At 52.9% G+C, this 19,209-nt stretch carries 18 protein-coding genes; 12 read left to right on the forward strand and 6 right to left on the reverse strand.

What is annotated here, in order from left to right:
• The 3 genes from ureA to KO508_RS06055 all read right to left on the reverse strand — a co-directional run bounded on the left by ureA (position 1) and on the right by KO508_RS06055 (position 4,677).
• A complete protein-coding gene (gene ureA, locus KO508_RS06045) occupies positions 1–303 on the reverse strand; it encodes an urease subunit gamma (RefSeq protein WP_200367259.1) in 303 nt (100 codons plus the stop codon).
• A 172-nt stretch (positions 304–475) separates the two neighbouring features.
• Entirely contained in the window at positions 476–1,399 is a 924-nt protein-coding gene (locus KO508_RS06050; protein ID WP_216007456.1) for an urease accessory protein UreD, read from the reverse strand.
• 248 nt (positions 1,400–1,647) lie between these two features.
• A complete protein-coding gene (locus KO508_RS06055) occupies positions 1,648–4,677 on the reverse strand; it encodes a sensor domain-containing protein (protein ID WP_216007457.1) in 3,030 nt (1,009 codons plus the stop codon).
• A 260-nt stretch (positions 4,678–4,937) separates the two neighbouring features.
• Here KO508_RS06055 and KO508_RS06060 point away from each other — a divergent pair, with 260 nt between their 5' ends.
• The 12 genes from KO508_RS06060 to KO508_RS06115 all read left to right on the forward strand — a co-directional run bounded on the left by KO508_RS06060 (position 4,938) and on the right by KO508_RS06115 (position 16,438).
• Positions 4,938–5,933, forward strand: a complete 996-nt coding sequence (locus KO508_RS06060) for a TRAP transporter substrate-binding protein (RefSeq protein ID WP_216007458.1) — start codon at positions 4,938–4,940, stop codon at positions 5,931–5,933.
• Positions 5,934–6,452: a TRAP transporter small permease gene (locus KO508_RS06065; RefSeq protein ID WP_216007459.1), complete on the forward strand. Its 519-nt coding sequence runs from the start codon at positions 5,934–5,936 to the stop codon at positions 6,450–6,452.
• Positions 6,449–7,711, forward strand: coding sequence for a TRAP transporter large permease (locus KO508_RS06070; protein WP_216007460.1), 1,263 nt, complete (start codon positions 6,449–6,451; stop codon positions 7,709–7,711). The genes KO508_RS06065 and KO508_RS06070 overlap by 4 nt, the downstream gene beginning before the upstream one ends.
• A 59-nt stretch (positions 7,712–7,770) precedes the next feature.
• Positions 7,771–8,508, forward strand: a complete 738-nt coding sequence (locus tag KO508_RS06075; RefSeq protein ID WP_216007461.1) for a glutathione peroxidase — start codon at positions 7,771–7,773, stop codon at positions 8,506–8,508.
• Between the two features lie 164 nt (positions 8,509–8,672).
• On the forward strand, positions 8,673–9,347 hold the full coding sequence (locus tag KO508_RS06080) for a DUF3348 family protein (RefSeq protein WP_216007462.1): 675 nt from the start codon (positions 8,673–8,675) through the stop codon (positions 9,345–9,347).
• A complete protein-coding gene (locus tag KO508_RS06085) occupies positions 9,344–11,203 on the forward strand; it encodes a DUF802 domain-containing protein (protein ID WP_216007463.1) in 1,860 nt (619 codons plus the stop codon). The genes KO508_RS06080 and KO508_RS06085 overlap by 4 nt, the downstream gene beginning before the upstream one ends.
• Positions 11,203–11,853 (forward strand): OmpA family protein, encoded by a 651-nt coding sequence (locus tag KO508_RS06090; protein WP_216007464.1) that lies wholly within the window; start codon positions 11,203–11,205, stop codon positions 11,851–11,853. The genes KO508_RS06085 and KO508_RS06090 overlap by 1 nt, the downstream gene beginning before the upstream one ends.
• Positions 11,853–12,473, forward strand: a complete 621-nt coding sequence (locus KO508_RS06095) for a DUF2894 domain-containing protein (protein ID WP_216007465.1) — start codon at positions 11,853–11,855, stop codon at positions 12,471–12,473. The genes KO508_RS06090 and KO508_RS06095 overlap by 1 nt, the downstream gene beginning before the upstream one ends.
• An 11-nt stretch (positions 12,474–12,484) precedes the next feature.
• A complete protein-coding gene (locus KO508_RS06100; RefSeq protein ID WP_216007466.1) occupies positions 12,485–13,666 on the forward strand; it encodes an AAA family ATPase in 1,182 nt (393 codons plus the stop codon).
• Between the two features lie 327 nt (positions 13,667–13,993).
• Entirely contained in the window at positions 13,994–14,527 is a 534-nt protein-coding gene (locus tag KO508_RS06105; protein WP_252737947.1) for a carboxypeptidase-like regulatory domain-containing protein, read from the forward strand.
• Between the two features lie 39 nt (positions 14,528–14,566).
• Entirely contained in the window at positions 14,567–15,739 is a 1,173-nt protein-coding gene (locus tag KO508_RS06110; RefSeq protein ID WP_216007467.1) for a lipase family protein, read from the forward strand.
• 258 nt (positions 15,740–15,997) lie between these two features.
• Positions 15,998–16,438, forward strand: coding sequence for a carboxypeptidase-like regulatory domain-containing protein (locus tag KO508_RS06115; RefSeq protein ID WP_216007468.1), 441 nt, complete (start codon positions 15,998–16,000; stop codon positions 16,436–16,438).
• Positions 16,439–16,570: 132 nt separating this feature from the next.
• Here the strand turns inward: KO508_RS06115 and KO508_RS06120 are convergent, their stop codons facing one another.
• The 3 genes from KO508_RS06120 to KO508_RS06130 all read right to left on the reverse strand — a co-directional run bounded on the left by KO508_RS06120 (position 16,571) and on the right by KO508_RS06130 (position 19,094).
• Positions 16,571–17,395, reverse strand: a complete 825-nt coding sequence (locus KO508_RS06120; RefSeq protein ID WP_216007469.1) for a TSUP family transporter — start codon at positions 17,393–17,395, stop codon at positions 16,571–16,573.
• 65 nt (positions 17,396–17,460) lie between these two features.
• Complete coding sequence (locus tag KO508_RS06125; RefSeq protein ID WP_252737948.1) at positions 17,461–18,300, reverse strand: hypothetical protein; 840 nt, start codon at positions 18,298–18,300, stop codon at positions 17,461–17,463.
• A gap of 32 nt (positions 18,301–18,332) precedes the next feature.
• Positions 18,333–19,094, reverse strand: a complete 762-nt coding sequence (locus KO508_RS06130; RefSeq protein ID WP_216007470.1) for a metallophosphoesterase family protein — start codon at positions 19,092–19,094, stop codon at positions 18,333–18,335.
• Between the last annotated feature and the right edge of the window lie 115 nt (positions 19,095–19,209).

A 19,209-nucleotide genomic window follows, 5' to 3' on the forward strand; every position in this document is an offset into this window, starting at 1 on the left:
TCAAACAATCGGGTTGTGGACGGTGACAAGCTTGGTGCCGTCCGGGAAGGTGGCTTCCACCTGCACTTCCGGGATCATGTCGGCGATGCCATCCATGACGTCTTCGCGGGTAAGAATGTCCGCGCCGCTACTCATCAACTCCGCGACGGACCGCCCCGCTCTGGCACCCTCCATGATTTCAGCGCTGATCAGGGCGATGGCTTCGGGGTAATTCAGTTTGAGGCCGCGGGCTTTGCGGCGCTCGGCTAGCAGTGCTGCGGTAAATAGCAGCAGCTTGTCTTTATCTCTAGGTGTCAGTTCCATTTTGTTCTCCGTTTAACTCGTATTTCTTAGCAGGCCGATACCAAATGCTTATGAACAGAGCGGGGCAAACCGTCCGGGGATGTCAAAAACAGGGGTGTTTTTGTCAAGCGTACAGGGACGTATTCACAGCGTGCCCCGAACGGTTCCTCCCGACCTGTTCCAACTGCCAAGGTCAGGTCAGCCATATTCGAGGCACCATGGCCTGCTGGCCGGTTAATCTTGGCCTCAGCAGCTCCCAGACTTGCTGGCACAGCGCCCAAGCTTCGTTTCTCTCCTGCCCTAGGTAGCGCAGCAGCACTACGCCACGGCGGCGGGTGACAGCCCAGCGATGGTTGGCGGGCAGGATTTCTCTGAGTTCTTCTAGGGCAGCGGCTTCGTCTTCAAGGCCGACCACCCAGAGGGTTGCCTGTACGGTAGCGCCGCCCTGACCCCAGTGGCCTTTGAAGCGGGGGTGCGCGGGATCCATCAACTGGCGTTCGAGCCACAGAGGGCGACCGTTCATTAGCAGGCGAAAACGCTGTTCCAGATGGCCGGAGACAAACGGCAGATTGCTGGCTGGCCGGCCAAGGGCGAGAATTTCCCAGCCGATACACTTTGCGCCGGTTTCCAATTCGATGGTGGTGCTCTGCTCACCTTTGGAGCCGTCAAAGGCGAGCGTCTCCTGAGGTAGGTATTCGAGGATGCCGTTGTTAGCAACCTGCAAGCGGGTGTGCTGGCCCCAGCCAACTCCATGGCTGTCAGCCTTGTAGAGTTTTGCCGCTGCGGGCGTAGTCAGTAGCACGTGTGCACTCTTACCCACCGATGCATCAATACGAAGCTCATCGCCACTCACCAGCCCGCCCGGTGGGTGCAACAGGTACACGTGGCAGCAGCCATTACGCCCTTCCGGATAAAACGGTCGCTGCACTCTGAGAGGGCCGTGATGTTTTCGGTGTACCAAGCGGGTAACGCGTTTAGCACCGTCTCTATTCTCTGCGTCTTCTTTCGCCTCAAAACAGAGCGATAAACGGGCAGCCCATCGGCGCTCAGAATCGAAGCGGTGTCCCGAGCCCTGGTCTAGCTGGTGGAAATAGTCTGCCCGCTGAAAAGCTGTCATACCGTGAGATGCTTTTGATGAGTTGGTCGGTCAGGCCGGATAGCATCCGGGCGCAGTTCGTCAATAACGCAACCACTTTCAGCACGAGCCGTTCCAGAACCTAAATTACTCAATCTTCTCAAACGGTTAGAATTAAAAAACGAATAAATAAAAGCTACAAACAAAAAGCGAGGAGCCAAAAGCGTGCACCCTAAAGCATGGCGCTCAGTTTTGGTGCAATCTGGTTTGGGGGGAATGCCGTGGCTTGGTTAAGATCGCCCTGCATTTATCGCTTCATCGTAGGGCAGCGGTCGGGCAAACAGGTAACCTTGGGCCTGATCACAACCGCGGTCATAGAGCAGCACGAGTTGCTCCTCGGTTTCCACGCCCTCCGCAACAACCTTAAGTTCTAGCGCATGAGCCATGGCGATAATGGTATTCACAATGACTCTACTGCCCGAATCTGTTGTTACCTCTGCGATGAAGGATTTGTCGATCTTGAGGGTATCTATGGGGAAGCGCTTGAGATAACTCAGGCTTGAGTATCCCGTACCAAAATCATCCAGAGAAATGCTCAAGCCCAAGCCTGCCAACTCTGTCATTGTCTCTATTGCAGATTCAACGTCGTATAGCAGAGCGCTTTCGGTGATCTCCAGTTCCAGGTTAGCCGGTTGCATGCCGGTTTCTTTCAGGATCTGTTGAATAACGCCAACGAGGTTTTTCTGGTGAAATTGGCGGGCGGAGAGATTCACAGCCATTTTTAGTCCGGGGCCGGCGGCTCCCTGACGACAGGCTTCGCGCAACACCCATTCACCGATTGGAACGATGAGCCCTGTTTTTTCTGCCAAAGGGATAAAGCGGTCTGGCGCTATCATACCCTCCGTCGGGTGTTGCCAACGCAAAAGGGCTTCCAGACCCACAACTTGCCCAGAGGCAATCTCGATCTGTTGTTGATAATGCAGCTGGAACTGGTTCTCACGCAGCGCATGCCGCAAAGAGGTTTCCAAGGCAAGACCATCACCGCGCGTATCATCGCTCACAGGGTCGAAGTGCTGATAGTCATTGCCACCCTGTGCTTTAATAGTTGCCATAGCACTTCGGGCACTGTTGATCACCGCATCCATGTTCTTCCCGCTACGCGGGTATTCTGCAATGCCCATGCTGCATGAGACAAAGAGCTCGCGACCGTCTTTCATCACGATAACTGAGTGCAACTCACCCACTATATTTTTCGCGATATCCGATACTTCTGCGGCTCTCTGGCCTGGAAGCAATACGATAAACTCATCGCCTCCCCAGCGGGATATGGTGTCGCCCTTGCCGATACAATAGCCTATCCGTTTCGCCACTTCCCTAAGCACATCATCACCACCAGCGTGCCCCAAGCTGTCGTTGATCTGTTTAAAGCGGTCTATGTTTACATACAAAATGCAAAGGACGCCTTGCTGGCTATCAGCCTGAAACAACGCTTGCTGCAACCGGTCGGCCAGCAACAATCGATTCGGAAGCGCCGTCACACTGTCGAAGTGCGTCAGATACTCCAGCTGTCGACTTTTTTCCAAGTTGTCGATCGCAAATGCGATATCACCCGCAACCTCATGAAGCAGTTTCATTTCTACTTCATCAAACGAAAACGGCTCATCCCGATAAAGCACTAACGCTATGCCTTGAGCACTGTCCCCCGCTGTCAACGGAAAGGCCCCAAGCGCTCGCACACCATGGCCAGCCAAGCCTTCACAATCCACGCTGTCACACCGCTCTGCTAAATCACTACGAATAACGACCCGGTGGTTGTTCAAACACTCACGAACGGTATTAATCTCAAAGTTAGACAAGCGCCGATCCTGTAGCCGTTCTTCGGTAGCGTAGGCATACAGAATGTCGCATCTACCCGTTTCTTTGTCTTGCTGCACGATCAGCGCTGCTGGTAAGTCACCCTCTTCCACGGTGATTCGTGTGGCCTCTTCATATAGCGCTTCGCAGCTTTCGACACGCACAATCAGTGTATTAATTCCGCTAAGAACTTTGTGGATGCGGTTCAATCGCAAGATTTTACGCTTGGCCTCCACACGCTCAGTAATATCCACAATCGCAGCCAATACATGACGCCCACCGGCGGTTTGCACAGGGTTCAATGCGATTTCGGCCGGAAACTCCGTTCCATCCAGACGCAAAGCAAACAGGTCTCGGCCAGCCCCCATCATTCGCTGCTCAGGGTTGCGCTGGTAGTCATTGCGATACCCTACATGGCCCTGGCGAGCCCTGTCAGGAACCAACTGCTCTACCGACTGACCCAATAGCTGGCCTGCTGGGTAGCGGAACAAAGAATGCGCGAGTCGGTTGGCCATTTGTATGGTGCCACTGTCGTCGATCATGACCGTGGCAACAGGAGATGAGTCTATCGTTGTGCGGAATCGTTCCTCTTCGCGGTTCAGGGCATCCGCCCCACGCCAACCAACAAAACCAAGCACCAAAATGCTAGCGAGACTGCTCAATGCGAAACCGAATGCGGTCGAATAATATTCCGCCATCACACCCTGCATACTCAGCCAACCAGTTAGCACCGGTGTTACGATAATGAAAGGCATTAGTCGACGCAGGGTGCGCCCGCCGATGTATGAACTTGCTGCGGACCTCATAAGGCTTTCATCAGGCCGTGCAAAGAGCATGCAGGCACCGCAGAGCACTAACAGCAAAGACGTGTGCAGCGCCATGGTGGAGAAAACAACCAGCTTGAACTTGTGCACACCGAACGCATAACCAATGAGTGCTGAGCCACTGAACAAGATTACTAGCAAGGCAAGCGCCTGCAGAGCCAGCGCTGCATAGCGAGCCGTAAGCACTGTGGCCAGCCAGCCAGCACCTATCACACTGAAGCACAATGCGGTGGCGGCCGACATGCGCCCCGGCCATTCTTCGGGTGGCGTTTCAGGGTCTTCAACCACGAGCTCATCGATGCCCAGTTGCCAGCCTATTCCATATTCGAGAAGCGTCATCCCCGATATTAAGAGTATGAAAACAGCCAGAAAGGCGACGACGGGATCTTGGCCCGCGGCCCTGACAGGCATCGATATTCGCTGAAGAATAAGGCCACAGATGAGAAAGCAAAGTGCCGTATTGAACTTCATGGATTGGAAGGCTGGCAGTAGGCGTTTTCCTGCCTCAATATCGAAAACCCACGACAAAATAACCAGAGCAGCGACGGTGATAACTAACCAGCCAATCCAGCGAATGATCCGTTTGTAGTTTTCTTGCGAACTCGGAACATTCGTATTTTGCGAGCAACTGACGCCATTCATGGTGCCCTTCCTTATTGCACTCCCTGAAATGAATCCTGTGCGTTGGTTCCGGCAGATATCTGTCACTTCAACATAGGCGGTATAGTTGAAAGATGAAAGCTGGCGCACTGTTTTATTCGGCTGAAAAAGCTGTGATTGGGATAGCCTTCTCTCCAATCGATTTTCTGTTTGAAATCCACTAAGCTCAGCGTTCGTTCTTTATCTTTAGCGTAGGCACGCTCATCAAAAGCGCTACCGCCTGATTTACCAAGGAAATTACAATGACAAAACTCACTTTGAATACGCTTACCCTGAGCCTATCTCTGGCTCTAGCCAGCACCGCTTTTGCTTCCGACTTTACCGACATGGATCCGGTCACTCTGCGCTTGGCACACGTGGTCAACGAGCAGGATGGATTTCATATTGCTGCTGTAAAGTTTCAGGACTTGGTTGCAGAGCGCACCGAAGGTGCTGTGAGCATTGAGCTTTACCCTAACGCTTCACTGGGTGATGAACGCACTCTGTTGGAAGGCATGCAGATCGGCACCGTTGATATGGGCGTGATCACCAATGGCCCGGTCGCTAACTTTGTTGAAGAAATGGCGGTTTTCGAGCTTCCGTTTTTGTTTCCTTCACCGCAAGCCGCTTACGATGTGCTTGATGGGCCCATCGGCAAGGAACTCCTGAATAAGCTCTCTGATGTTAACCTGAAAGGTTTGGCCTATGCCGAGCGTGGTTTTCGAAACCTGACGAACAGCGAGCGCGCGGTCAACAAGCCGGAAGACATGGACGGCCTACGCATTCGTGTGATGGAAAACCCGGTGTATGTGGATACTTTCCGCGCGCTGGGCGCCAACGCTATTCCTATGGCATGGACAGAAGCTTTGACCGCAATGCAACAAGGCACCATTGATGGGCAGGAAAACCCGGTGAACGTGGTTCACTCCTTCAAGCTCAACGAGACTCAGAACCACATGACTCTTTCGCGCCACACATACGCCCCTGCCATTTTTGTTATGGGCATGCCAGCTTGGAATAAGCTACCCGAAGCTGCTCAAGATGTGCTAGCTCAGGCCGCTCAAGAGGCCGCCGAGCATGAGCGCAAAGTAAACGCCGAAATGGCGTCTAAGCAGCTGGCCGAGCTGACCGAAGCCGGTATGCAGATCAACGACAATCCGGATATTGCAGCCTTTCAATCGGCAGTGGCTCCGGTGTATGAAAAGTACGGCAAGCAGTTCGGTGATTACCTGCCACGTATTCAGAAGGCTCTAAAGTAAGTGACAGAAGCAACTCGATCGCTGCTAACGTTGTTGAAGCGAGTTGAGCACGGGCTGGATGCACTACTCCAGCCCGTGGTCTTTGCAACCATGGCGGCGCTGATTGGGGTGATTACCCTGCAGATTGTGTCCCGGGTGTTATTCAGCGCGGTCGGCTGGACCGAAGAAGTCAGCCGCTTTTTACTGGTATGGATTACCTTTTTAGCCAGCACTTTGGCCTTTCAACGCGGCAGGCACATTGCCGTGACATTTGCGGTAGATGCCCTGCCGGTTCAGCTTAGAAAAGGCGCACGCATCCTCGCCACACTGGCTGTACTGGCCTTTCTGATAGCACTTGTGGTGATTGGCTATCGCTATATGCAGGTACAAAGCTATCAAAAATCTGCCTCATTGCGGCTTTCCATGACTTACGTTTACGCCGTGATCCCGCTTAGCGCCGCCATAATGTGCTGGTATGCCTTGGTGGACTTGGTAGAGCTGATCGTGAAAGGCGAACGTGTTGGGGAGTCCGCGCAATGACATTGCTTCTATTTGGGCTATTTTTTGCGCTCATGCTATTTGGTGTGCCAATTGCTTTGGCGATAGGTGCCAGCACCATGGTTGCACTGAGTCAGGCTGACGTGCCGCTGATGGTCGTCACTCAGCAAATGTTTCAAGGCATTAACTCGTTCGCCCTGGTAGCCATTCCCATGTTCATCCTTGCCGGCGACCTGATGGCCCAAGGCAAGGTTAGCGAGAGGCTGGTTAATTTTGCTGATTCTCTCTTCGGCTTTTTGCGTGGAGGCTTGTCGTTAGTATCCGTGATGGCAGGGATGTTTTTTGCCGCGATCTCAGGCTCCGGGGCAGCAACTACCGCCGCAGTAGGTTCAAGCCTGGTGCCGGAATTACGCAAGAAAGGTTATGACCCGGCGTCTGCCGCGAGCCTGATTGCTGCAAGTGGCACCCTTGGGGTGGTCATTCCGCCTTCCGTGCCCATGATTATCTATGCCGTCATTGCTCAGCAGTCGGTAACTGAGTTGTTCTTGAACGGCTTTTTGCCTGGGCTGGCCATGGGGCTGGGGCTAATGGCCATTGCTATCACTCAGGCTTACAAACGCCAATATCCCAAAGGCACTCCTCTCTCGCTGCGCACCATTTGGCGCACACTCAAAAGCGCGAGCTGGGGGCTAATGACCCCAGTCATCATTCTGGGCGGCATATTTTCAGGCATTTTCACACCCAGCGAGGCGGCAGTGGTGGCCGTCAACTACGCGCTGTTGGTCTCTCTGTTCATCTATCGTGATCTCAAACTGAAAGACGTATATCGCATTCTGATTCGCTCAGCCATTACCACCTCAGTGATCATGTTGGTAATCGCCACTTCCGCGGTGCTGAGCTGGACGCTTTCCAGCTGGCAGGTGCCTGGCGCCATTGCTCAAGCCGTGTTATCTATCTCCACTAACCCCTACATCATCATGCTGTTAGTAGTAGGAATAATTTTGCTTACTGGTGTGTTCATTGAAACCGCCAGCGCTTTGATAATCCTCACACCTGTATTGCTACCGCTGGTACTTCAGCTGGGCATCGACCCTATTCATTTCGGGATCGTCATCGTTGTGGGCTTAGCAATCGGCATGATCACCCCGCCCGTGGCCATCAACCTTTACGTAGCTTCTTCAATCACGCAACTGCCACTGGAACGCATCACTCGCGCAATTATTCCCTACTTGCTTACCTTGGTCAGTGTGCTTCTATTGATTGTGTATGTTCCAATTTTGATCGGTTGGTCCGGAAACTAAACTCCGGCCACCCAATTATTCCCTTACTAACTCATCCAACGAACTCCAAGGAATTTAAAATGCTAAGTTCATCGGAAGGTAAAAAAGTCCCTCAAGTTACGTTTCCCATTCGCGTTGATAATGAGTGGGAATCGATAACGAGCAATGAGCTGTTTAACGATCAAACCGTTGTTGTATTTGCCCTGCCGGGAGCATTTACACCCACCTGCTCAAGCACCCACTTACCGCGATACAACGAGCTGGCGCCCGTCTTCAAACAGCTGGGTGTAGATCGTGTAATCTGCCTATCGGTGAATGACCCATTCGTTATGCAGGCATGGGCAGAAGATCAACACGCAGACAACATCGAATTTATTCCGGACGGCAACGGCGACTTCACCCGTGAGATCGGAATGCTGGTTAGCAAAAGCGACATAGGCTTTGGTGGCCGCAGCTGGCGCTATTCCATGCTGGTAAAAGATGGAACCATTGAAAAAATGTTCATTGAGCCAGACAAGCCGGGCGATCCGTTTGAAGTATCGGATGCTGACACAATGCTGCATTACATCAAGCCAGATGTAACCTTACCGGCACGGGTGAGCGTCTTCACAAAACCCGGGTGTCCACATTGTACTCGCGCCAAAACGCTACTACAGCAAAAAGGCTATAAGTATGAAGAGATAACTCTGGGCGCCGGTGGCCTGTCATACAGCACCTTGCAGGCGGTAACTGGCAAAGGCACAACCCCTCAGGTATTTATCGACGGCCAATTGATTGGTGGCGCCGATGAACTCGAAGCGGTGATGGCGAAGCGGTAATCGCCTTAGCCTGATGGACCTGCGCCTGAAGATACACGTTCAGGCGCTCGTCATTGCCAGCCCTGTCGAGTATGTCATTATCAATCGCCCTGTATACCCTTTAGAATAGTCGCCCCTGAAAGCTCGGGATTATCACTGGTATCCAACCTGTGCGCGATTATTCGATGACTCAAATACCCTCACTCTCTGCCGGAACTTCGCAGCAAAGATTGCTGCAGCTGCTAGCCCAATCTGGAGCACCGGTTACTGACGGCCCTCTCCCCTGTTGCGGAGAACGGCTGGGGCGCCTGTTTGGGCTTTCCGACACTCTGGTTCTAGATTCAGCCATCGCGTTTCGCGCGCGCCAAACCGGCATGGATCAGAGGGCTGTCTTTGATCGTGTCATTCAGGAACTGGCCACTAGTCGCCAAGCGCTGATACGCAAAATCAAGACCTATAGTGATGACCTTGAGCCCACCGACTGCGTGGAGTTCGAGCACTACCTGAACTCATGGCTAACGCTGCAACGCAAAGTCATCGCCGTTAGCCGCCAGCTTCGGGACAAAACCCGAAAAGCGATGAAGGATCACAGCCAAACTCTGGCCCGGCTGGCAGAATTGGATGCAACGTTTGATCACGCCATGGCCGGGTACACCGGCCAATGTTTCTCCCACATTCCCAAAGTGCTGGAACAGCGGTTTCAATCGCTAGCACACGATACCAGCTGCACCCCATATAACGGGCTCCACCGTTACTGCGAAGAAGCGCAGAATCTTTTACTCGCTGAACTGGATGTTCGGCTGGAGCCGGTATTGGGGCTGCTTGAAGCTTGCCAAAACGAGGTAACGAACTCTCCATGAGCAGACTTTTCTTTTTTCTCGCGTTTGCCATAGGCCTGGCCGTTGTGGCTTGGATAGGCCAACGCTTTCTAGGTTCAGACCTTCTCGCCCTTTCAGTGACGGGTATTATTGCGTGTGTATACGGATTGGGCTTTATCGAGTTGATGGGGTTCCGTCGCACTACCCGACAGCTTGCCGATCGGCTTAGCAGTATTCCGCAGAGCCGCGAGCAACTTGAAGACTGGCTTTCTGGCCTGCCGGAGCAGGTTCAGTTTGCGGTACAGAAGCGAGTTGATGGACACGTTGCAGCACTGCCCAGCCCGCAACTAACACCGTATCTGGTCGGGCTGCTGGTGATGCTCGGTTTGCTGGGAACCTTTGCAGGCATGATCGTAACCCTAAGCGGCGCCGCCTCAGCTCTGGACGGCAGCACCGATCTTAGCGTAATCCGTGGCGCTCTTGCGGCTCCCATTGCTGGGTTGAGTCTGGCCTTTGGTACGTCTATTGCCGGTGTGGCAGCCTCCGCCATGTTGGGTCTCGCTTCCACCTTAAGCCGCCGCGAACGCTTACAGGTATCACGCCAGCTGGATAAAACCTTACGCCAACGGTTACACCACTTGTCGGCAGACTACCAACGCCAGCAAGCTTTCAAAGCACTGGAATCCCAAGCCACTGCTCTACCCCAAATGGCCACAGCCATGGAATCCATGACAGCCCGCATGGAGCAGCTTGGCCAGCAACTGGAGCAGTCCCTAACCCGAAACCAGCAGGAATTTCACAGCACCGTGGGCACGCATTACCGGAGTCTGGCGGACTCTGTTGCTCAGTCCCTAGAGAAAGCTCTGGAATCCAGCTCTCGCATTACCGCCGAACGCATAGAGCCGATCGTGGCGGAAGCCATGGCAACTCTTCAGTCCCATGCCGGAGAGCTACATGAAAGCTGGTCTGCGACCGCCAATCAGCAGCTGGCCGACCTCACAAACATGTTCCAGAAAACCAGCCACGAGGCAGGTGAACGTTGGCAAATGGGTTTTGATCAACAACAGCAAACCGCAGAAAAACTAATACATAATCTGCAAAGTACCTTGCAGGAATACCAAGCCCACTTCCGGGACGAAAGCGCCAAGCTTGCCACCCATCAGCAACAAGGTCTGGATGCGCTCATTACACGCATCAGCGAGCAGCTCTCTAAACTGCACGAGCAAGAAGCGGCTCAGGGCAGCGCTGCCAACGAACGATTGATTCAACTCGAAGCTACGGTCACCAAGCACCTAAACGAACTGGGCTCCGGACTGGAAGCCCCCATGACCCGTTTGATAGAAACCGCCTCGGAAACCCCGAAAGCCGCCGCTCAAGTGATTTCCAAGCTGCAAGACGAGATGGCACGTAACAGCGAACGGGAAAACCAATTACTGGAAGAGCGTCAACGGCTGGTGCAAGAACTCGACAGCCTGCTCGAATCCCAACGCAGCAATGCCGACAGCCAGCGCCAAGCAGTGTACTCTCTGATCACTGGCGCAGGGGACACCCTCACCGGGATCAGCGAACGCTTCAATGTTCTGATTCAGGAGCAAAGCCAACAGCTCGGAAAACTGGGCGAAGACATTACCGGCAGCAGTCAGGAAGTGGGCGCACTTAGCGAAGCCTTCTTACAAGCGGTGGAGCTGTTCAGCACTTCCAATACCCAGCTTCAGGAAAGCCTAGCCAACATCCAAAAAGCACTGGATAACGCCGGGAGCCGCCACGATGAGCAACTGGCCTATTACGTTGCACAAGCCCGTGAGGTAATCGATCTCTCCGTTAGCTCCCAGAAGGATGTGATTGACGCGGCCTCGGCCCTGATCACCAATCACGCCGAGACCAGCGGAGCCAGCTAATGGACTATCTGGAAGACGGCGAACAGCAATCTACGCCAATTTGGGCGATTTTCTCAGACCTGATGGCCGCTCTGGTGGGCATTTTGGTGCTGATCTTAGTGTGGGTGATCGGCGTTCAGGTGGAGCTCAGCCAATCACTGGAAGAGGAAAAAGCTAAGCGCGAAGCCGAAGAGCAGCGGCGTATTGCTCTGGAGCAAGCGCTTGAAGATCCACTTACCAAAGGCTTAGTTACCTTTCAGAACGGCCGCATTGGCATCAGCGGCAACGTACTGTTTGAGCTGAACTCGGATCAGTTACAGGCAGATGGTGTGGAGGTGCTCGAAGCGCTAATAGCTCCACTGCAAACCTATCTCGCCCAGCACGAAGAACTCCTGATGATCAGCGGTTTCACCGATGATCTGCCCATGCACAGCGGCAACCGATATCAGGACAACTGGGGCCTGTCGGCCCAACGGGCGCTAACGGTCACTCGAACACTAATGGAGCTTGGGCTACCCAACGACCGCGTATTCGCTGCCGCGTTTGGCCCGCACCACCCTGCTGTGCCCAACATAGATGCGGAATCCCGAGCTCAAAACCGGCGGGTGGAAATCAGTACCGTACCTTTAGCACCGGAAGCAGCAAGCAAAAGCGAGAAGGCAGAGAACTGATGGCCACCTCGGTTGAGACTGCCCCCTTGCACCCGAAAATCGACGCTCTCAGGCGCTGCGGCGCAGACCAACTAGCGCCAGTCCGCTTCCGCTATCTGGAAGCCCTAGCGTTGCGACTTCAAACCAGAGGCCTGCAACACACGCGGCATTGGCAAAAGCTGGAACAGGCTATCGCAGACTATACAGCTGCTCACAAGTCGTCAGCAGAGCTTTCGCAGGCCTTTGAAACGAGCCCTCCGTCACCGCTATCAACCCTGCTAGACAAACTGAACCAAGCCCCGGATGTGCTAGCAACAGCGCCCCAGTCAACGCTAGAACAGTTGATTTTTGGAGTGTCAGGTGATGGCTCGAAAGCTTCACAACACGTTGTACCTGCCAACACGCAAAAGCCTCTGAAAGCCATGGCCAGAGTAAATGCAGGCCGTGGCGAGCAAGCCCTCCAAGAGCGTATTCGCCATGCCATTGAGGAAGTACCCCAAGATGCAGGTCCCATAAACGCACACCGGTTGGTAAGCCGGGCAATGGCAGAAATGCAGAAGCTGTCACCTTCGTATCTAAACCGGTTTGTGAATTACACCGATACATTGATGGCGCTGGAAAGATTAGCGCGGAAGGGGTAGAAGGTGGGTCTATGATCAAAGCATTTGCAGTATCCAACTACCGCAGTTTAAAGAACATTGTCTCTCCCCTTTCGGGCCTAAACGTGGTTACCGGGCCTAACGGCTGCGGTAAGTCCAACCTGTATAAATCGTTGCGGCTACTCGCAGAAACCGCGAAAGGCAACCTTATCTCATCGATCGCTCAAGAGGGCGGTCTGGATTACACATTCTGGGCCGGGCCGGATCAACTCACCAAAGGCATGAGGGAGGGTTCTGCACCCGTTCAAGGCTCCGCCAAAAAACAAAACCCTCGCCTGAGATTAGGTTTTGTAGGCGAAGACTTCGGTTACGCCATATCGCTTGGGATGCCAGCACCGCAGGGGTTTGCGGGCTACCAAGAGCCTTCCATGTTTCAGTTCGACCCAGAGATAAAACGCGAGTGCATTTGGGTTGGCGATGTTTGCAGACCCAGTAGCTGCTTGATCGACCGCGTAGGCCCCGTGGTGAAAGTACGCTCCGGCCGAACGTGGGAGGTGTATAACGCGCACCTTAATTCGTACGAAAGCATCTTGAACGAAATCAGCGACCCGGTAGCCGTGCCCGAGGTGCATGCCGTTCGCCAAACCATCCGCAATTGGCGCTTCTACGATCAGTTCAGAACCGACCCGCAATCCGTCATTCGCACACCACAGATAGGCACACGCACGCCAGTACTTGATCATGACGGCCATAGCTTGGTTGCCGCCCTTCGAACCATCTACGAGATTGGCGACAGAGAGGCGCTATACCACGCAATCGAGGATGCATTTCCGGGCGCCACGATTAACTTTACCGCAGACGCAGGCAACCGCTTCGTGTTGCAGTTTCTGCAAGACGGGCTTTTGCGCCCCTTAAACCAAGCTGAACTTTCAGATGGCACACTGCGCTACCTGCTGTTGGTAGCAGCCTTGCTAACGCCCCGCCCCCCTTCCCTGCTTGTGTTAAACGAACCAGAAACCAGCCTACACCCGGATTTGCTTCCCGCACTGGGCCGCCTGATTATCCGTGCCTCGCGCGAGACACAAGTATGGGTGGTTTCCCATGCACCCCGCTTAGTCGCCACGTTAGAAAAACACGCCGACTGCAACTCCATCGCCCTGAATAAAGAGCTTGGTGAAACAATCATTCAAGGACAGGGGTTGCTCGATTCGCCGCCTTGGCAGTGGGCTGATTAACAATCCAAGCTACTTCGAGCGAAATAAGAACACCATTTGAAGTCATCGTTCTCGAAAAACCGCCCAGCCCCTTGAGATCTTTGCTCAAGTAGCTTAATGTTTTCGGAGCACATCTGACGTGCTTTTCAAGGATGGCCCGCCCCCAAGCGTGGCGAAATTCAACATAGGATATGTTGCCAATGGACTGCCCGAAATCCCTCTCCCCTATGCTCTGTGCTTTCGCACCCATTCGCGAAATACTCTGCTCCTATGTACTGAAAAGCCAGCACCTTGCCGAGCACCACGCCGACTATACATAGATTAAGGCGTTCACCACTGGTAGTAAGCATGTCGATAAAATCACACTCGTTGCTTCTCCCTCCCGCTATAGCTTTGCTGTTTCTTGCAGGCATGGTTATTCCTCATGAGGCCAATGCAGGTATGTTTGATCTGATAACGCAATTTTTTAAGAAATACGATGTTCACCTCTCCCCGGAGGTGCACGGAAGTGTCCGCAATAATGGAGTACCTCTGGAAAACGTCGAGGTATATCGAAGTCTCGATTACGACAAAAATTATGGAGAAACAACCCGAACGGACTCTAACGGCCAGTTCAGCTTTCCAGAAAAAGTCATCAAATCCAGACGCCCGGGGCAACTCTTTGACGAAACAAGAATTCGCCAAGTCATCGGTTTGGTTTATGAAGGTGAGAAATACTTGCTTTGGTACTTAACCGATGAATTTGGGCCGCACCGAGCGGTTGCCGAGAAGTTAGCGGCGCTAAATTGTGATCTGACCACACCTGAAATGGAGTTTGCATTCAGCAATTACGAACACCCTAGCTTTTCCCACGCCGCTTTCAGTATATGCCGCTGGGACTAACATCAAATACAAGCATGGACACATATAAAAGGAATTTATATGGCAACACTATCCCCGAGAATTGCTTCTGAGTTGGCCGAATTGGCTTATCAGATAAGGGAGGCAAATCCCAAAGGCCACTATCGACTGGCAACGGCTGGCATGGACACCGTCAAGCACTTCACTTTCGACCTCTCCAACGGCCCTATCCACGGTGTTTCAGGTGGCTTTTTCGGGCTATTCCAGAAATCCTCCGGCTTTGCTCTAGTTGGTGAAGGCAAAAATACTGCGTTCAAAAACGACCATGTAATTGCGGTACGTGGAACCCATACCACGCAAGACTGGCTCACCAATGGCAATGTCGGAATGTCAGTAGGCCACAACGGATCAACGGTTCACGCAGGCTTCAACGAGACATTCGAAAGCATGAAGCCTGCACTGGATCGAATTCTAACGCCAAGAATCAGCAAAACAGGTCATGGCACAGTGCATTGCGTTGGCCACAGTCTGGGTGGAGCATTGGCCGGATTGGCAGCAGAATGGGTTCGCATACGGTATCACCGCTCTGTAAAGCTGTATACGTTTGGAGCACCGCGCGTTGGCCTGAACGGTTTTGCCGAAAAATCGACGTTCGGGTGCGAAAAAATATACCGCTGCACCCATGGTGCAGACCCGGTACCAAAAGTTCCTCTCTGGCCATTCGCCCATGCGCCGAACAATGGCAACGAGTTCCGTCTGGACGGGGCTCAAGGTATCTGCAGGCACGCTCATGGCATGGGGAAAAAAGCAAACCCGGGCTATCGAAACACAGCGGAAAGCGACGACTGGGACGGCTTACAGAAGAGCTCTAACAGCTTTCTCAATCAACCCGTCCGGTTAAAATACCAAGACCGCTATCAAGCCTCTTTTAGCACCTTGTGGGCCGACAAGATCAGTGCGGCGTTAATCACGCTGCTGAAGGATGCGGGGTACTATCATACCGTTCTTGTTCAAGCTGGTATCGGGACCACCCTTACCTTTTACGATTTAGTTGCTCGCACGTTGGAGGAAGTCGCCAAGGCGTCTGTTCGCTTTGCCGAGCAGACTGCAGGATTGCTGGGACATATGCTTGTGTTCGCGGGGAAGTTGACCGTCGATGTTGTGAGCCTCACTTACCAATTTATCAAATGGGTGTTTGACCAAACCACAAACGTGCTTTACCGCGTTGTGAAGCAGGCTCTCAAAGAACTGTGAAACCTGATCAACAGCAGCCGCGAACAGATCGAAAGGTCGCCTGTCTTGGCGACCTAGTTTTCCTTTTATTAACCATAGGATTGGTGTGACTGACCGAAGAAGCACTCGGGTCGACCAACATTGGCTAAAGCGCCGTAGTATTTTGGTTGTGGTGGGTGGTGGGCTGTTCGTGTCTGGTCACACTCGTTGCTTCTCCCTCCCGCTATAGCTTTGCCGTTTCTCGCAAGCATTGTTATTCCTCACGAGGCTAATGCAGGTATGTTTGATCTGATAACGAAATTTTTTAAGAAATACGATGTTCACCTCTCCCCGACGGTACACGGAAGTGTCCGCAATAACGGAGTTCCTCTGGAAAACGTTGAGGTATACCGAAGTCTCGATTACGACAAAAATTATGGAGAAACAACCCGAACTGACTCTAACGGCCAGTTCAGTTTTCCTGAAAAAATCATCAAATCCAGACGCCCAGGGCAGCTCTTCGACGAAACGAGAATTCGCCAAGTCATCGGTTTGGTCTACGAAGGCGAGAAATACTTGCTTTGGTACTTGACTGGTGAAGCAGGTCCATACCGAGCAATTACCGAGAAGTTAGGGACATTGAACTGCGACCTAAGCACATCTGAGGAGGTGGTTGTATTCAAAAATCTTGAGTTTCCGAGTTTCAATCACGCCGCTGCCACGATATGCCGCTGGAACTAACCACACCTATGTAGATGCCTCTATGCTAGGTAGGGCATGCAGGCTAATTGGCAGTGCCAATTAACTCGGCGCCTATTCAGTAAATTGGTTGAGGGGGTAATCATCTTAGATTTCCCCCCTCAAAATACGCCCCTAAATCAATACACTAACCATGCCCACACTACTAACCGCCAGCAATACTATCCCCAGCATACGGAAAAACACCGGTGTTTCTGCTTTCAGAATACCGTCGTGAAAGCGCAGCCCGATCATGTGCCCTATGGCCGCGCACGGCAGTAGCCACAGGTGATGGATAAGCTGCAAATCAAGCCCCACCCATATGAAGGCTGCGAGCTTGATAAATACTAGAATAAACCAAAGGCCAAACAGCGTGTCGCGCAGCTTCTCTCGCGCCACATGCTGTGCCGCGACGGCAATAATTAACGGCGCACCAATCAACGAGGTGCCGCTGATATAGCCACCGATCATCAACAGGGCCACGTCTACGGCTTTGCTATTACTGCGGAAAGGCCTATTCAGGATGTACGACACCGAGTAAATCGCAACAATCACAAAAATGATCGCACTCAATACATTGGGTGGCAGCGTAAACAGGCCGAACACGCCAATCAGCTTGGGCACCAGCATAATGCCGAGCATTCGCCATAGATAAGTCCAATCAACCGTGCCTTCTTGCATCTTTGCAGACGCATCCGGTCCAAACCCGGTTAGTTTCTCGCCACCCGCGCCATCTCTACTCTTACGGTTGCCGCGATTGTTCATCCAAATGGTCAGAGATGAAAACACCAACAGGTGCACCGCAATGATGGGCAAGAAAACTAGCGGGTCGTCTTTCACCAGCAGCAAAAATGGTAACGACAACACTGCGCCGCCAAAGCCCAGCCCAGAGCGCACAAAGCCACTCCAGATGAAAATCAGCGCGATAAGAACATACTGAATGAGAGAAAGGTCTGACATAACACCCTGAATAGTAGGAAAACTCGTTCAAGTTTAACGATTTTCTCAAGGTTACGCAGAGTCTATTAATGTGTTCGAACAAACACCCAGTTGGTTCCAACGTTATCGCACACAATGACATCGCGATTGATGGTGTCACACAACGACAAGTTTTCTGGTAAATCATCATGCTTGCCGGTTTTTACACTCAGGGTTCTTCGATCCTGTTTGAGTAATTCGTAGGCCCGCTCCATACGCTCGGAAAAATCCACGCCGCCGCGTTCGAGGGTATGAAAGGCGTTGTGAAACGCCGTGAAGCTCATGGTGTTTGCGCCTAGGCCAATGGCCAGCATTTTGGGGATATAGCGATCATAGGCCACCGAGAGATAAGACCGCACAGCTTCGTCGTCGCTACGTGCGCCATCAAAAGGCAGGATTCCAAGGCGGTTACTCGGCTCCAGCACGCCATCATCCAATGAGGCCAGTGTGCGATTGCCAACCAACTCATAGACCACCTCAGAACATTGGATGCCCTCGCCTCTCAACTGGCATCCAGCCAACCTTTGGGCAATGGGCGGCTCAGAGACCGGCTCATTCACAGGTTTCCGAAGCTGCGTAGTCGGCTTAGATTTAGATTGGGGTTTAGATTGGAGTTCAGGGCTGGCCGAAACATCGGGCAATGTGAGGCCAAAACGCTTAGCTGGCTGCCGCAACAACAGTGCCTGTACATTTTTATCATTTCGGTTGAAGTCCACCTGAGAGGGCAAACCTGCACCACCACCGAGTTCGACAACCTCGCAGTAGAGACGTTCGAGTTCTGACTGCGCGGATGTCAGGCAGGCTTCATCGGCGCTGGCAATCGAAACCCAGCCGATGACAAAAATGGCAGTAACAGCACTGCGTCGCCTTGCTCCGACATCACGCATATTCTTTATATTCTCGTTGTATTTATATGGACTTATACCTCAACAATCTTGTCTGGAACAAACAGCGGTGGCTCATATTCGTTCGGATAGGCACCGGGATTGGCGAATACGCGAGTGCCTTCAACCTGAAGGTCAACGGGCTCATGAACGTGTCCGTGAACCCACAGATCCATCTTCCCCATCATCCCCTGCAGGTTGGAAGCGAAGGCGGGCGATAAAGAGTCTCCCTGATACTTTGGCGGAATACACTCTGACAAGGGCGCATGATGACTAATCACTACTCGCGGCCCGGAGAAGGGCTCGGCTAGCGCTGTCTCAAGCCATGCTATGGCTTCTGCATGCAACCTCTGGCTCTCCACAGTCGTGAACACCTCGCCTGCGGGCTGCTCAATAATCCGAAAATCGGGCATAAACGCGAGAGCGCGTCTTTCGGTCTGCAGCGGGTCATAATCCGGCTGGCCGGTGTAGAGGTCAAAGTCTGTCCACAAGGTAGTGCCATAGAAGCGCACGCCACCGAGGGTTACCGTGTCGTTATCAAGCAGGTGTATTCCCAAGCGCTGGGCTTCGGCGCGCAATGCATCACGCATATCGGGCATACTCGCTCCGTAGAATTCATGATTCCCCGGCACGTAGATGATCTCCTGCCCAACAAACTGATCCGCTGCCCAGGCAAGACCTTCCGCTGTCTTGTGGATATCTCCGGCCAGAATAACCACATCCGCGGCAACATCAGGCAGGTCGCGACCTTCTCGAAAACACTCAACATGCAAATCCGACAGTATCCGCAAACGCACAGGTTTATCTCCTTTGATTATTCTTACGAAGAGCTGGGCACAGCGCCCCGCCTAGCCTTACGTTTAAGGCTAAAAAAATACCCGCCGCAATAAGCAGCGTCCAGATTAGAACCGT

It is taken from the genome of Marinobacter salexigens (assembly GCF_018860765.1).
In the GTDB taxonomy this organism is placed as follows: Bacteria; Pseudomonadota; Gammaproteobacteria; order Pseudomonadales; family Oleiphilaceae; genus Marinobacter; species Marinobacter salexigens_A.

Bases quoted from the DNA above. Each gene is read 5' to 3' on its own strand.
- ureA (WP_200367259.1), bottom strand. From the start codon at position 303: ATGGAACTGACACCTAGAGATAAAGACAAGCTGCTGCTATTTACCGCA.
- KO508_RS06050 (WP_216007456.1), bottom strand. From the start codon at position 1,399: ATGACAGCTTTTCAGCGGGCAGACTATTTCCACCAGCTAGACCAGGGC.
- KO508_RS06055 (WP_216007457.1), bottom strand. From the start codon at position 4,677: ATGAATGGCGTCAGTTGCTCGCAAAATACGAATGTTCCGAGTTCGCAA.
- KO508_RS06060 (WP_216007458.1), top strand. From the start codon at position 4,938: ATGACAAAACTCACTTTGAATACGCTTACCCTGAGCCTATCTCTGGCT.
- KO508_RS06070 (WP_216007460.1), top strand. From the start codon at position 6,449: ATGACATTGCTTCTATTTGGGCTATTTTTTGCGCTCATGCTATTTGGT.
- KO508_RS06075 (WP_216007461.1), top strand. From the start codon at position 7,771: ATGCTAAGTTCATCGGAAGGTAAAAAAGTCCCTCAAGTTACGTTTCCC.
- KO508_RS06080 (WP_216007462.1), top strand. From the start codon at position 8,673: ATGACTCAAATACCCTCACTCTCTGCCGGAACTTCGCAGCAAAGATTG.
- KO508_RS06085 (WP_216007463.1), top strand. From the start codon at position 9,344: ATGAGCAGACTTTTCTTTTTTCTCGCGTTTGCCATAGGCCTGGCCGTT.
- KO508_RS06090 (WP_216007464.1), top strand. From the start codon at position 11,203: ATGGACTATCTGGAAGACGGCGAACAGCAATCTACGCCAATTTGGGCG.
- KO508_RS06095 (WP_216007465.1), top strand. From the start codon at position 11,853: ATGGCCACCTCGGTTGAGACTGCCCCCTTGCACCCGAAAATCGACGCT.
- KO508_RS06100 (WP_216007466.1), top strand. From the start codon at position 12,485: ATGATCAAAGCATTTGCAGTATCCAACTACCGCAGTTTAAAGAACATT.
- KO508_RS06105 (WP_252737947.1), top strand. From the start codon at position 13,994: ATGTCGATAAAATCACACTCGTTGCTTCTCCCTCCCGCTATAGCTTTG.
- KO508_RS06110 (WP_216007467.1), top strand. From the start codon at position 14,567: ATGGCAACACTATCCCCGAGAATTGCTTCTGAGTTGGCCGAATTGGCT.
- KO508_RS06115 (WP_216007468.1), top strand. From the start codon at position 15,998: ATGTTTGATCTGATAACGAAATTTTTTAAGAAATACGATGTTCACCTC.
- KO508_RS06120 (WP_216007469.1), bottom strand. From the start codon at position 17,395: ATGTCAGACCTTTCTCTCATTCAGTATGTTCTTATCGCGCTGATTTTC.
- KO508_RS06125 (WP_252737948.1), bottom strand. From the start codon at position 18,300: ATGCGTGATGTCGGAGCAAGGCGACGCAGTGCTGTTACTGCCATTTTT.